Consider the following 12,377-nt stretch of genomic DNA (forward strand, 5'->3'; position numbering starts at 1 on the left):
AAGCAGCTAGAACTGGGCATCCTTGAAAGCCTGGGCGGCCGCATCTTTTGCCGACAGTACCGGTGACCCCTGCAACGGCCAGTCGATGGACAAGGTCGGGTCGTTCCAGGCGATTGAGCGTTCCAATGCGGGCGCATAGTAGTCCGTGGTCTTGTAAAGAAAATCAGCGCTATCACTGAGCACCAGAAAGCCGTGCGCAAGCCCTGGGGGCACCCACAGTTGCCGGTGATCGTGCTCGTTGAGTTCCAGGCCAAACCAGCTGCCGAAAGTCGGCGAGGCTGGACGAATATCCACAGCAACGTCATACGCGGCGCCTCGCACAACGCGAACAAGTTTGCCCTGCGGTTGACCGAGCTGGTAGTGAAGGCCTCGCAGTACCCCCTTGGCCGAGCGACTGTGATTGTCCTGCACAAAACTCAAATTGGTGCCTGTGGCAGCATTAAACGCGGCCTGGTTGAAACTTTCAAAAAAGAAACCGCGCGAGTCACCAAACAATTTGGGTTCAACGATCAGAACGTCAGCAATGGGCGTGGGCATGACCTTCATGGCTGTCCCCGCTCTACCAGAAGTCGCAGCAGATACTGCCCGTAACCGCTTTTTGCAAGGGGCTGGGCCAGCTTTTCCAGCTCTCCATCGCTGATAAAACCGTTGCGCCATGCAATTTCCTCAGGGCAGGCAATTTTGAGGCCCTGGCGATGTTCCAGCGTGGCAATGAACTGTCCCGCATCCAGCAGGCTGTCATGGGTCCCCGTGTCCAGCCATGCATAACCTCGCTGCATGATTTGCACCGCAAGCTGGTTACGCTCAAGATAAACCTGATTCACAGCGGTAATCTCGAGCTCACCGCGTGCGCTTGGCCGTATGGATTTCGCGATATCCACTACTTGCGCGTCATAAAAATAGAGGCCGGTAACCGCATAGTTACTCTTGGGCGCCACCGGCTTCTCTTCAATGCTGCTGGCTTTGCCTGAACCGTCAAAAGCCACAACGCCGTACCTTTCAGGGTCGTGAACATGGTAGGCAAACACCGTCGCACCTACGCCTTGCACATCCGCCTCCATCAGCAACTTGTGCAGGTCATGCCCATAAAAAATGTTGTCTCCCAGCACCAGGGCGCTGGGTGCACCTGCAAGAAACTGCTCGCCAATGATGAAGGCCTGCGCCAGCCCGTCCGGGCTGGGTTGCACCGCGTACTGCAGCTTCATGCCCCATTGCGATCCGTCGCCCAGAAGCTGCTCAAAACGAGGCGTATCCTGCGGGGTGCTGATGATCAGCACCTCGCGGATGCCCGCGATCATCAGTGTGCTCAATGGGTAATACACCATGGGTTTGTCGTACACCGGCAGCAATTGCTTGCTGATGGCCAGCGTAGCCGGGTGCAGGCGGGTGCCTGATCCACCGGCGAGGATGATGCCTTTGCGTTGGGTCATGGGTAGGGGTCAGGTGATTTCTGTGAGCATCCGTGCCACGCCCTGCTGCCATTCAGGAAGGGTCAAGCCAAAGTGCGTGCGAAGTTTAGCGGTATTCAAGCGCGAGTTCCGCGGCCGCACAGCGGGGGTGGGGAAAGCCGTTGTCGGCACCGGATCAACAGCGGACGACGTTGCCTTGAGAGCAACACCCGCCTCTGAGGCGCAATCCAGCACGAAACGGGCGTAAGCGTGCCAGGACGTTTGACCAGCGGCCGCAAGATGGTAAGTACCGCCCAGATTGCCCGAACTGCTGACAGCAAGGGCACGCACCATGTGGGCGGTCACATCTGCAAGCAGATCAGCACCGGTAGGTGCACCGAACTGGTCATCCACAACTGCCAGGCGGTCACGCTCCCGCGCCAGGCGCAGCATGGTCTTCGCAAAATTGCCGCCTCGCGCGGCATAGACCCAGCTGGTGCGTAGTACCAAATGCTTCTGGCATGCAGCGACGATGCGCCGTTCGCCTTCGAGCTTGGTCCGACCGTAAACACCGAGCGGGCCGGTCGGGTCATCCTCTTTCCAGGGTATGTCTCCGCTACCATCGAAAACATAGTCAGTTGAATAGTGCACCAACCATGCTCCAACGACAGTCGCCGCTTCTGCCAGGGCTCCAGCAGCTTCTGTGTTTACAACATGCGCGGTCTCCACATCCCCTTCAGCTTTGTCCACTGCGGTGTATGCAGCCGCATTGACGATGACCCCCGGCTGAACGCGCCGGACCGTGTCGCCAATCCCGCGCAGATCAGCCAGGTCCCCACACAACTCCGGGCTGTGCCGATCCAGTGCGATGACCTGACCAAGCGGCGCCAGGCTACGCTGCAACTCCCAGCCAACCTGGCCGTTCTTGCCGAAAAGCAGGATTTTCATGAAGCAGCGGCGCCCGCATAGTGCGTGTCCACCCAGTCCTTGTAAGCACCACTTTGTACGTGTTGGACCCACTGCGGGTTGGCCAGATACCAGACGACGGTCTTGCGTATGCCAGTTTCGAAAGTTTCCGCGGGTTTCCAGCCGAGTTCGTGCTGGATTTTCCTGGCATCAATGGCGTAACGCCGGTCATGACCGGGGCGGTCTTTGATGTAGGTGATCTGCTCACGATAACGTTTACCATCCGGACGCGGCTGTAGCTCGTCGAGCAGGTCGCAGACAATATTCACGATATCTATGTTCGGTTTTTCGTTCCAGCCGCCCACGTTGTAAACCTCTCCCGCCTTTCCGGCTTCAAGCACTCGGCGGATCGCGCTGCAATGGTCCCTGACGTAAAGCCAGTCACGCACCTGCATGCCGTCGCCATAAACCGGCAGGGGTTTGCCGGCCAGGGCGTTGACGATCATCAGGGGAATCAGTTTTTCCGGGAAGTGAAAGGGGCCATAGTTGTTGCTGCAGTTGGTCGTGAGTACCGGCAAACCGTAGGTGTGGTGATAGGCGCGCACCAGATGGTCACTGGCAGCTTTGCTGGCCGAATAGGGACTGTTGGGCTGGTAGGAATGGGCCTCCGTGAAAGCTGGGGCCGCTGGCGCGAGCGATCCATACACTTCGTCGGTAGAGACATGCAGAAAACGAAATTCGTCCTTGGCTATGCCGGTCAGGCCCCCCCAGTACGCTCTCACCGCTTCAAGCAGGCGAAAGGTGCCCACAATATTGGTCTGGATGAAATCTTCCGGACTGGATATGGATCTATCCACGTGGGATTCGGCGGCAAAATTAATGACTGCGCGCGGTTGATATTGGCCCAGCAGCCTGGCGACAAGCGACCCGTCACCAATATCGCCTTTGACAAAAACATGCCGGGAGTCGTCCCGCAGTGCAGCAAGCGACTCCATGTTGCCTGCGTAGGTCAGTTTGTCCAGATTGACAAGCGGCTCGTTCGGCCCAGCCAACCAGTCAAGCACAAAATTGGCGCCGATAAAACCCGCGCCGCCGGTAACCAAAATCATGGGTCTGTCCTATGTCCTGCTTGTACGGACGCCCCCTGACGCCCGTTTGCATTATGCCTTTTGGGACACCTGCGACGCAGCGCGGCGGTCACCACGAACAGACCCACTCAATCAGAAATGGATACCGCGCATCATCTCTGCCATGGCCGTTGCCTCTGCGGACAGACCTGGTTTGGCGCTTTTTTCACCTTTGACACCTTTGGCCGCCGAGCTGTCGGGGAACATTCTGAACGTGGTGTTCATCATGATCTGCGTGACGCGCGGCGCAAGGGCGTGTAACAGGGCGACCGTGGTGCCCAGGCGGGTCGCCACACGTGTTGGCTTGTTGATGCACGACTGCACCACCATGTCGGCCGCCACATCGGGATCCAGCAGGGGCATGTTCTCGTAAATCTTGGTTGGTGCCGTCATCGGTGTACGTACCAAGGGCATATTGACGGTGGTGAAAGTGATGCCCTGGTCCTGAAACTCGCTGGCAGCGCAGGCTGTCCATGCGTCCAATGCAGCTTTGGACGCCACGTAGGCTGAAAAGCGTGGCGCATTGACCAACACACTGATAGAACTGAGATTCACCACATGGCCTTTGCGCTTTGCCACCATGCCGGGCAGCAGCCCCATGGTGACACGCAGTGAACCGAAATAATTCAGCTGCATGGTGCGCTCATAGTCATGAAAGCGGTCGTAGCTGGCTTCAATGGCACGGCGGATCGACCGGCCCGCGTTGTTGATCAAAAAGTCCACGCCGCCATGAACTTCTTCCAGCGTCTTGACAAATTCCGAGCAACTGACGGCATCTGCAATGTCAACCGAATAAGTGAAGACTTTGGCATCTACACCCGAAGACCTGGCAAAGGCCGTGATCTCTTTTTTAGCCTCAGCCAACTTGTCTTCACCCCGGCCGCAAATAATGGTGATGGCGCCCGCCTCGGCAAACTTGCAGGATGCAGACAGGCCAATCCCCGATGAACCGCCAGTAACCAGCACCACTTTGCCGCTCACCGTGCCTTTCAATGACCGGTCAATGTGCAGCGCCGGATCCAGGTGGCGCTCCCAGTAGTCCCACAAGCGCCAGGCGTAGTCACGCAAATTTGGGCATGAGATGTTTGACCCCTGGAGGGCAGCCGTCATGTCGCGGCTGTCGAAGCGCGTCGGGTAGTTGATAAAGGTCATCATGTCCTCGGGCACACCCAAGTCCTTCATGACAGCAGAACGAATACGGCGTATTGGCGCCAGTGCCATCAAGCCCTTTTTGACGCTTTTCGGGATGAAGCCCAGCAACGCCGCGTTGATGAACAGATTCATCTTGGGCGCGTGCGCGGCCTTGCTGAAAATGTCCAGCACATCGCCCACGCGGTAGCCCACAGGGTCAACCAAATGGAAACACTTTTTGGTCGCGTTGGCTTGGTGGCTGATGTGGTCGAGTGCATCCACCACAAAATCAACGGGCACGATGTTGACGCGGCCACCCTCCAAACCCACCGAAGGCATCCACGGCGGCAGCAACTGGCGCATGCGCTGGATCAGCTTGAAAAAATAGTAGGGCCCGTCTATCTTGTCCATCTCGCCGGTGGTGCTGTCGCCCACCACCATGGCAGGTCTGAACACGGTCCACGGCACCTTGCATTCCTTGCGAACGATTTTTTCGCTCTCGTGCTTGGTCATGAAGTAGGGGTGTTCGTAGTTCTCGGCCTCCTCGAACATGTCCTCGCGGAACACGCCCTCGTACAGGCCCGCGGCGGCAATCGAACTCACATGGTGGAAGTGCCCCGCGTCGATTGCTTTCGCAAACTCAACGGTATGGCGGGTGCCGTCCACATTGACGGCAATCTGGCTTTCCTCGTCGGCACCCAGGTCATACACCGCCGCGAGGTGGTAAAAATGATCGATCTGTCCCTTGAGCTTCTTGACGTCGTCGGCTGATACACCGAGTTTTTTGGCTGTCAGGTCGCCATGCACCGGAATAACGCGGGCGGCACTGACGCCCCAATAAGCTCGCAGCGCCTCCACCTTGCCGGCGCTCTCCTTGCGGATCAGAAAATAAACCGTGCTGCCTTTTCGCTCCAGAAGCTTTTTGACCAGACGTTTACCGATGAAGCCCGTGGCTCCGGTGACGAAATACTGCATTGTGTTCTCCACTTGACGACTCTGGATTCTTGCCGATCCGGTGCAGCACACTGGTCAGCAGAAACCCGCGCTCTGATCGTTCAACGCGCAGCGTGCAGGAGCAACATTCGTCGCTTCTAGAAGCAAATACCTAAACCTGTACGCGTTCAAGGCTTACATTCCACTCATGCGCGTCACACATCAACACGGCGTAAACCAACAAACCCCACATCATCGACAGGAGCCCCCATGGTCAAGAAACTGCAAAAAATGAGCGCCGACAAAAAATCTGCACCCCACCTTTCCGGCGCGGTCAAAGAGTCAGCGCAGCAGATCTGGCTGGCTGGTCTGGGCGCTTTTTCCAAAGCGCAGGAAGAAGGCGGCAAAGTGTTTGAGACCCTGGTCAAGGAAGGCCTGTCCATTCAACGCAAAACGCAAGCCGTTGCCGAGGAAAAAATTTCGACGGCCACCAACAAGATGGCCAGCATGGCCACAGACATCAGTTCCAAAGCCGGCCACCAGTGGGACAAGCTGGAAAGCATTTTTGAAGAGCGCGTTGCCAAAGCCCTGAACAAGCTGGGCGTGCCATCCGCCAAGGATGTCGAAGCCCTGATCGCGCGCATCGACGAGCTGAACAAAAACGTGCAGCAGATGGCCGCAAAGCCCGCCACTGCGCCGCGTGCGGCCGCAAAAAAAGCGCCTGTACGCAAGCCGGCGGCCAAGCGCGCACCGGCACGCAAATCCACCTGAGATCTGGCGGCACCAGCCAAAGGGACGTTTTAACGTCCCTTTTTTACGCCCACTTCCCGGTCGCAAATTTGCTGCGACGCAGCAAATTTGCCGTTGACCGCCAACTACACTTTTGACCCATGACCCTTGCCAAACCTCCAGGCGCCCCATCCACAGCTGAAACAAGGTCGAAACCGACCGCCGCCAAGCCGCGTATTGCTCTGGCGCTAGCGGGCGGCGGTCATCTAGCTGCTGCGCAGCCAGCCGACTCGGCAAAAATGACAAAACGGACCGCCGCCAAGCCGCGTATTGCTCTGGCGCTAGCGGGCGGCGGTCCGTTGGGTGCGATCTATGAAATTGGTGCGCTTTGCGCGCTTGACGAATCGCTGCAGGGTCTGTCGCTGACCAGGCTGGACCACTACGTGGGTGTGTCCGCTGGTGGTTTCATCGCAGCCGGCCTGGCCAACGGCCTGACACCGCGCGAGCTGTGTGCGGCTTTTATCGAGAACGACCACCAGACGTCTGACCTGTTCGACCCGGCCTGGCTGATGGTGCCGGCCTACGGCGAGTTTTTGCGCCGCGCCATCATGTTGCCTGGCCTTGCTGCATCCGCCCTGTGGCGAGCCACGGTGGGGCGCCAGAACCTGCTCAATGCACTTGAAAAACTGGGGCCAGCTTTACCCACAGGCATCTTCTCCAATGAGGAGGTGAACAAGCGGCTCGGCCTTCTGTTTTCAAAGCCGGGGCGCACCAATGACTTCCGGGAGCTCAAAACGAGGCTCACGCTGGTGGCCACCAATCTGGACAGCGGCGACGCCGCGCCTTTTGGCCAGCCGGGCTGGGACCATGTGCCCATCTCCAAAGCCGTTCAGGCCAGCTCTGCCCTGCCCGGGCTGTTTCCGCCGGTGGAGATCGACAACCACTATTACGTCGATGGTGCACTGAAGAAAACGCTGCATGCCGGCGTGGCCATGGATGGCGGCATCGACCTCATGCTGTGCCTCAATCCGCTGGTGCCGTTTGACGCCACGCGGGTACCCGACTTGTCCATGGCACAGCGCGTGATGCGACGTGGTCTGCCCCGGGAAAGACAGACCATACCGCGCATTGTGGACGGCGGCCTGCCGGCCGTACTGAGCCAGACCTTTCGTTCGATGATCCACTCCCGGCTGGAACTGGGCATGAAACATTACGAGCATGCCTACCCCAGTACCGACATCGTGCTGATCGAGCCCGACCATCGCGATGCAGACATGTTTCTGGCCAACATCTTCAGCTACCGGCAGCGGCGCCAGCTGGCAGAACATGCCTACCAGAAGACGCGGGAGATGTTGCGGTCGCGCAAGACCACGCTGTCGGCCAAACTGGCGCGCCACGGCGTCTCGCTCAATCAGCAGGTGCTGGACGACCCGCGCCGCCATCTGGTCAGTGAGCCACCGGCCGCCACACGACTGGGCCGCGCCGTGCGTTCACTCGAAGAGATGATGGAAGACCTGAACCATTCGCTGCAGTCACCATCCAGGGGCCGGGCCTGATCCGGCCTTGCTCGACTTCCCTACTTCCAACACCCCTGTGAGTCGGTTAGAGTCGATACAAAATACGAGGTAGACAACATGGCGAAAAAAGCGCCGCGCCGAACCGCTGAACGCATCCTTGAGGTCACGCTGGACCTGTTCAACCGTTTTGGTGAACCGAATGTGTCCACCACCCTGATTTCTGCCGAGCTCGGCATCAGCCCCGGCAACCTGTATTACCACTACCCGGCCAAAGACGAGCTGATCAATTCGCTGTTTGACCGGTATGAGCGCTCCCTGAGCGAACTGCTCAACGCCAGCGACAGCGTGCGTGATGTGGAGGACGCCTGGTTTTTCATGCACACCTTGTTCGAGCTGATCTGGCAATACCGCTTTCTGTACCGCGACCTGAACGACCTGCTCAGCAAAAATCGCAGACTGGAAACGCACTTTCAGTGGGTACTGAAAAACAAGACACGTTCTGTCAAGACCATGCTCGACGGCATGAGCCGTGCGGGCACCGTCAGCATTGACTCCCGAGAGGTTGAAGCCACCGCCACCAGCATGGTCGTGGTGCTGACTTACTGGCTGAGCTTCGAGTATGTGCGCGACCCGCGCAACGCACTGGAGCCGGAAAACGCGCAGGCGGCATTGCTGCGCGGCGCCCACCATGTACTGAACCTCCTGATTCCCTACCTCGAACAGGGCCAGCGCATGCATTTGCAGGCGCTGGTGGGAGCCTATACCAGCCCCGCAAAGTCCAACTAAAAACAACCCCTTCAAGGAGACACAAGATGGCCAAATGGACAGCCTTTCCCCACGCCGGTGACTACACACTGGACGCAGCCAGCCTGAAGAAAAACTGGGCACGACTGCACCAGGGCGATTGCGAGCCCCTGCCAAAAGAAGCTGCGGTACTGCAGGCCTGGATGCTGTTTCACAACGGCGAGTTCCAGAAGGCCGCCGAGGCCGGGCTCAAGGCCGGCGGCGCCGGCATCACCATTGCCAACAAGGCCACAAGCATCTACGCCAACTACCTGGAAACCAAAGAGAAGGTCAAACTCGACCTCTTCATGGAAGTCGCTGATCGGGCCGAGGCACAACAGGCGTCCGAACCCAAAAATGCCAATGCTTACTACTGGCAGGCCTACGCACTGGGCCGCTACGGCCAGGGCATCAGTGTCGCCAAGGCATTGGCTCAGGGGCTGGGCAGCAAGGTCAAAAATGCGCTGGAGCAGGCCATCAAGCTGTCACCCAAACATGCCGACGCACACATTGCGCTGGCGGCATTTCACGCCGAGGTGATTGACAAGGTCGGCTCGCTCATAGGCGGCATGACCTACGGTGCCAAAAAAGACCTGGGCCTGTCGCTGTTCAAGGAGGCCCTCAAACTCAACCCGGGGTCGGCCATTGCAATGATTGAATACGCCAACGGCATGGTCATGCTGGAAGGCGACAAAAAGATGAAAGAGGCCACCAAGCTGTACGAGCAGGCCGCCGCCAGCACCCCCATGGATGCGATGGAGCGGCTCGATGTGGAGATGGCCAAAGCCGAGCTGGAAGACTGAGAGGCAGTGAATCTCCCGCCCCCCGATTTGCTATAAATTGAGTAGCTGCTCACGCACAACCAGTAAGGACTGCAGGCCAAAAAGGCTATGAGCTCAGGCCATCCACCGCCTGCACAAAGGATTGGCGGGCCTGGCTGAGAATCTGGCCTTTCCACTCGTCGGTATCGACATAAAACGCATCGCGCATCTGCTGCTTGATCTGTGCCGCGAGCGCAGGCCGCGCACCGCGGTGAATGTTGAGCCAATGTTCGGCACGCAGGGCCTGCATCATCTCAAACGGCGGCAAAGTGCCGTATTCCATGGCAATGCCGGTGTATTCCGCATCGGGGCATTCATCGTAAATCGCCGACCACATCAGTCCGGTCAAAAATGCGGAGCTGGACGATCCGTCGTAGATGGAGGTCACCGGTGTCGCGCCGCCACCACCCCACCAGGCCCGCGCGCGGGCCAGCGCAGCCGGGTCATCGCGACAGGCACAGATGCGCTCACCCAAGCCGCTGGGGCCCAGGCCAGTGTGAATATCGATCCAGGCGAGGCGCTCTGCCTTGCCCGCATAGGACTGAAACACCTGGCGCAAAGTGCGGTTGCTCCAGGTCGGCGCCGTGCCGCCAAAAAAGAGTCCCTCGGGAAACTCATGCTGGCCGCGCGTAATCGCCGCCTGGTAGGCGTCCATGCCCTTGTCGCTGATGTACTGGTCCGTTGCCGCCCCGTTGGCTTCGTTGGGTGGCCAGACTTCAGGCAACAGCAGCGGCTGCAGCTCACGGTAAGCGGTGTTGACCGGCAGCGGCTTGGAGAAGTCGTGGAAGTTGCGGTTCAGATCGACGTTTTCGTGTGTGGCGCGCCGGACGTGCGAAAAGCCATAGGGATTGAGCGCGTGCACATACAACACCGACACACCCCCCGCTTTGGCCTTGGCCCGCCAGGCTTCATCCTGCAATGCAGCCACCTGGACGCCCGAGCCACAGAACCCCTCTACGCCGTGGCAGGCACTGCTCACTACCAGCAGCGCGCTGGCATCGGCGGAGCCGTCCAGCACCACATCCATCGCCAGCTCTTCCCCTTCCTGCCCGCGCTCAGGGTGCAGGCGAGAGTCAACCTTCAGCCCAGCCGCAGCAGCGGCCCGGAGAAACTTGGCACGCGCCTCGGCATAGCTGGCAGAAAAAGTCTCTGCAACGCCCGACACGCCAGTCATGCAGCACCCTGGGTCAACCAGCTTTCGGTCAAGCGCACCCAGAAAGTGGCGCCCAGCGGGATCAGGTCGTCATTGAAGTCATAACTCGGGTTGTGCAACATGCAGGGTCCGTCGCCGTGGCCGATTTCGCGGTGCGCGCCGTCACCATTGGCAATAAAGACGTAACTCCCGGGTTTGGCCTGCAGCATATAAGAGAAATCTTCCGCGCCCATGGTGGGCTCCTGCTCGATCACGTTGTCGGCACCGACGATCTCGGCCATGACCTTGCGCGCAAATTCCGTTTCTTTCGCGTGGTTGATAGTGGGCGGGTAGTTGCGCACAAACTCGAATTCACACTGGGCGTCATGCGCTGCACAGATGTGCTCCGCGATCTGCTGCATGCGTTTTTCGATCATGTCCAGCACTTCCAGCGTGAAGGTGCGCACCGTGCCCTGCAGCTCACAGCTGTCCGGAATCACGTTGGTCGCCTCACCGGCATGGATCATGGTGACCGAGATCACACCCGCATCGACCGGCTTCTTGTTGCGGCTGATGATGGTCTGAAAAGCCTGCACCATCTGGCAGGCCACCGGCACCGGGTCAATGCCGTTGTGCGGCAGGGCCGCGTGGCCGCCCTTGCCGCGGATGGTGATCTTGAACTCATTGCTCGAAGCCATCACCGGCCCGGTACTGGCCGCAAACTTGCCGACCTGTGTGCCCGGCCAGTTGTGCATGCCAAACACCGCGTCCATGGGAAATTTCTCGAACAGGCCGTCCTTGATCATCTCGCGCGCACCGCCGCCGCCTTCTTCTGCCGGCTGGAAAATCAGGTACACGGTGCCGTCGAAGTTGCGGTTCTTCGCAAAATGCTGTCCTGCAGCCAGCAGCATGGCGGTGTGGCCGTCATGGCCGCAGGCGTGCATCTTGCCGGCGTGCTGGCTGGCGTGTTCAAAGGTGTTGAACTCCTGCATCGGCAGGGCGTCCATGTCGGCGCGCAGGCCAATCGCCCGGCTGGACGTGCCATTCTTGATGATGCCGACCACGCCGGTGGTGCCCATGCCGCGGTGAATCGGAATACCCCACTCAGTAAGCTTCTGCGCCACCACATCGGCGGTGCGAACTTCCTGGAAACACAGCTCGGGGTGGGCGTGGATGTCACGGCGCACAGCAGCAATGCCGGCGGCCTGGGTGACGATGGAGTCGATGATTTTCATGAAAACCTTTGGATGATGAGGCCCGCCGCATCCTTCATGTGCCGGATGTTTTTCGGGCCCACGGGCGACCTTGATAGTGAGCATAGTCTGCCAGATTTAGCAGGGGGATGTCGCCCGGCGAGTCGCCATAGGCATGCAGCACCACGGGTTTTGCGACGGCAGGTGAGTCAGCCAGCCAGGCTTGCAGGCGCAGCACTTTTTCCGGGCCGTGGCAGTTGCGGGTCAACATGCTTCCCGTGAGCGCATGGCCCTCTTCAGCAAGCTCGGTACACAGCACCGCGTGCAGGCCCAGGTCTTGACCCACCCGGTGCAGATAGATGCCGGGAGAAGCACTCACCATCACGCACCAGTCGCCGCGCTGCTGATGCCAGCGCAATCTGGCCAATGCCTCAGGCTGAAACTGCGCCGGCAGATAATTTTTCACAAAATCTTCGGTCCAGTGAACTACTTCAGCCGTCTTTCTTCCGCGCAGGCTGACCCGAAGCAGGCGCGCCTTGGCCCTGTGGTTGCTGATCAGGCGACAGGCATAAGCCGCCAGCCAGGGCGCACTTTGCAGCACCGCCAGCAAAAATCGCGGCCAGCCCAGGGCGCGACGCAGATAGGGCAGCAAGGTGTCGCGCCGGGTCAAGGTGCCGTCAAAGTCAAACGCGGCGACCTCAGGCAACGCCTTCTCCT

Annotated in this window: 12 protein-coding genes; 4 read left to right on the top strand and 8 right to left on the bottom strand. The window is 59.3% G+C overall.

All coding sequences use genetic code 11. The features are described from left to right. Positions 1 to 6 precede the first annotated feature (6 nt). The 5 genes from rfbC to Q8L50_RS03855 all read right to left on the bottom strand — a co-directional run bounded on the left by rfbC (position 7) and on the right by Q8L50_RS03855 (position 5,527). Positions 7 to 546 carry a dTDP-4-dehydrorhamnose 3,5-epimerase gene (rfbC, locus tag Q8L50_RS03835; RefSeq protein WP_305347331.1) on the bottom strand — a complete coding sequence of 180 codons (540 nt, stop codon included), beginning with the start codon at positions 544 to 546 and terminating at the stop codon, positions 7 to 9. Beyond that, positions 543 to 1,430, bottom strand: a complete 888-nt coding sequence (gene rfbA / locus Q8L50_RS03840; RefSeq protein WP_305347332.1) for a glucose-1-phosphate thymidylyltransferase RfbA — start codon at positions 1,428 to 1,430, stop codon at positions 543 to 545. Before rfbA ends, rfbC begins: the two co-directional genes overlap by 4 nt. 9 nt (positions 1,431 to 1,439) lie before the next feature. Next, positions 1,440 to 2,336: a dTDP-4-dehydrorhamnose reductase gene (gene rfbD, locus Q8L50_RS03845; RefSeq protein ID WP_305347333.1), complete on the bottom strand. Its 897-nt coding sequence runs from the start codon at positions 2,334 to 2,336 to the stop codon at positions 1,440 to 1,442. Continuing rightward, positions 2,333 to 3,403: a dTDP-glucose 4,6-dehydratase gene (rfbB, locus tag Q8L50_RS03850; protein ID WP_305347334.1), complete on the bottom strand. Its 1,071-nt coding sequence runs from the start codon at positions 3,401 to 3,403 to the stop codon at positions 2,333 to 2,335. Before rfbB ends, rfbD begins: the two co-directional genes overlap by 4 nt. Before the next feature lie 111 nt (positions 3,404 to 3,514). After that, positions 3,515 to 5,527, bottom strand: a complete 2,013-nt coding sequence (locus tag Q8L50_RS03855) for an SDR family oxidoreductase (protein ID WP_305347335.1) — start codon at positions 5,525 to 5,527, stop codon at positions 3,515 to 3,517. A gap of 228 nt (positions 5,528 to 5,755) precedes the next feature. Between Q8L50_RS03855 and Q8L50_RS03860 the strand changes: the two genes are divergently transcribed. The 4 genes from Q8L50_RS03860 to Q8L50_RS03875 all read left to right on the top strand — a co-directional run bounded on the left by Q8L50_RS03860 (position 5,756) and on the right by Q8L50_RS03875 (position 9,317). After that, positions 5,756 to 6,256: a phasin family protein gene (locus tag Q8L50_RS03860; RefSeq protein WP_305347336.1), complete on the top strand. Its 501-nt coding sequence runs from the start codon at positions 5,756 to 5,758 to the stop codon at positions 6,254 to 6,256. A 257-nt stretch (positions 6,257 to 6,513) separates the two neighbouring features. Then, entirely contained in the window at positions 6,514 to 7,770 is a 1,257-nt protein-coding gene (locus Q8L50_RS03865) for a patatin-like phospholipase family protein (RefSeq protein ID WP_305347337.1), read from the top strand. A gap of 78 nt (positions 7,771 to 7,848) precedes the next feature. Next, on the top strand, positions 7,849 to 8,517 hold the full coding sequence (locus Q8L50_RS03870; protein ID WP_305347338.1) for a TetR/AcrR family transcriptional regulator: 669 nt from the start codon (positions 7,849 to 7,851) through the stop codon (positions 8,515 to 8,517). A 26-nt stretch (positions 8,518 to 8,543) separates the two neighbouring features. Further along, on the top strand, positions 8,544 to 9,317 hold the full coding sequence (locus Q8L50_RS03875) for a hypothetical protein (RefSeq protein WP_305347339.1): 774 nt from the start codon (positions 8,544 to 8,546) through the stop codon (positions 9,315 to 9,317). A gap of 85 nt (positions 9,318 to 9,402) precedes the next feature. Here the strand turns inward: Q8L50_RS03875 and Q8L50_RS03880 are convergent, their stop codons facing one another. Genes Q8L50_RS03880 through Q8L50_RS03890 form a run of 3 tightly spaced genes read right to left on the bottom strand, consistent with a single transcriptional unit; the run spans position 9,403 to position 12,366 of the window. Continuing rightward, complete coding sequence (locus Q8L50_RS03880; protein WP_370869746.1) at positions 9,403 to 10,509, bottom strand: M14 family metallopeptidase; 1,107 nt, start codon at positions 10,507 to 10,509, stop codon at positions 9,403 to 9,405. Further along, positions 10,506 to 11,702 carry a M20 aminoacylase family protein gene (locus Q8L50_RS03885; RefSeq protein ID WP_305347340.1) on the bottom strand — a complete coding sequence of 399 codons (1,197 nt, stop codon included), beginning with the start codon at positions 11,700 to 11,702 and terminating at the stop codon, positions 10,506 to 10,508. The genes Q8L50_RS03880 and Q8L50_RS03885 overlap by 4 nt, the downstream gene beginning before the upstream one ends. A 34-nt stretch (positions 11,703 to 11,736) precedes the next feature. Next, positions 11,737 to 12,366: an HAD-IB family hydrolase gene (locus Q8L50_RS03890; protein ID WP_305347341.1), complete on the bottom strand. Its 630-nt coding sequence runs from the start codon at positions 12,364 to 12,366 to the stop codon at positions 11,737 to 11,739. Positions 12,367 to 12,377 lie beyond the last annotated feature (11 nt).

The sequence above is a fragment of the Polaromonas sp. genome (assembly GCF_030680935.1).
Lineage (GTDB): Bacteria > Pseudomonadota > Gammaproteobacteria > Burkholderiales > Burkholderiaceae_C > Polaromonas.

Excerpts from the sequence above, each read along its gene's own strand:
- Q8L50_RS03880 (WP_370869746.1), bottom strand. The coding sequence starts at position 10,509 with ATGACTGGCGTGTCGGGCGTTGCAGAGACTTTTTCTGCCAGCTATGCC.
- rfbD (WP_305347333.1), bottom strand. The coding sequence starts at position 2,336 with ATGAAAATCCTGCTTTTCGGCAAGAACGGCCAGGTTGGCTGGGAGTTG.
- Q8L50_RS03870 (WP_305347338.1), top strand. The coding sequence starts at position 7,849 with ATGGCGAAAAAAGCGCCGCGCCGAACCGCTGAACGCATCCTTGAGGTC.
- Q8L50_RS03860 (WP_305347336.1), top strand. The coding sequence starts at position 5,756 with ATGGTCAAGAAACTGCAAAAAATGAGCGCCGACAAAAAATCTGCACCC.
- rfbC (WP_305347331.1), bottom strand. The coding sequence starts at position 546 with ATGAAGGTCATGCCCACGCCCATTGCTGACGTTCTGATCGTTGAACCC.
- rfbA (WP_305347332.1), bottom strand. The coding sequence starts at position 1,430 with ATGACCCAACGCAAAGGCATCATCCTCGCCGGTGGATCAGGCACCCGC.
- Q8L50_RS03875 (WP_305347339.1), top strand. The coding sequence starts at position 8,544 with ATGGCCAAATGGACAGCCTTTCCCCACGCCGGTGACTACACACTGGAC.
- Q8L50_RS03885 (WP_305347340.1), bottom strand. The coding sequence starts at position 11,702 with ATGAAAATCATCGACTCCATCGTCACCCAGGCCGCCGGCATTGCTGCT.
- Q8L50_RS03865 (WP_305347337.1), top strand. The coding sequence starts at position 6,514 with ATGACAAAACGGACCGCCGCCAAGCCGCGTATTGCTCTGGCGCTAGCG.
- rfbB (WP_305347334.1), bottom strand. The coding sequence starts at position 3,403 with ATGATTTTGGTTACCGGCGGCGCGGGTTTTATCGGCGCCAATTTTGTG.
- Q8L50_RS03855 (WP_305347335.1), bottom strand. The coding sequence starts at position 5,527 with ATGCAGTATTTCGTCACCGGAGCCACGGGCTTCATCGGTAAACGTCTG.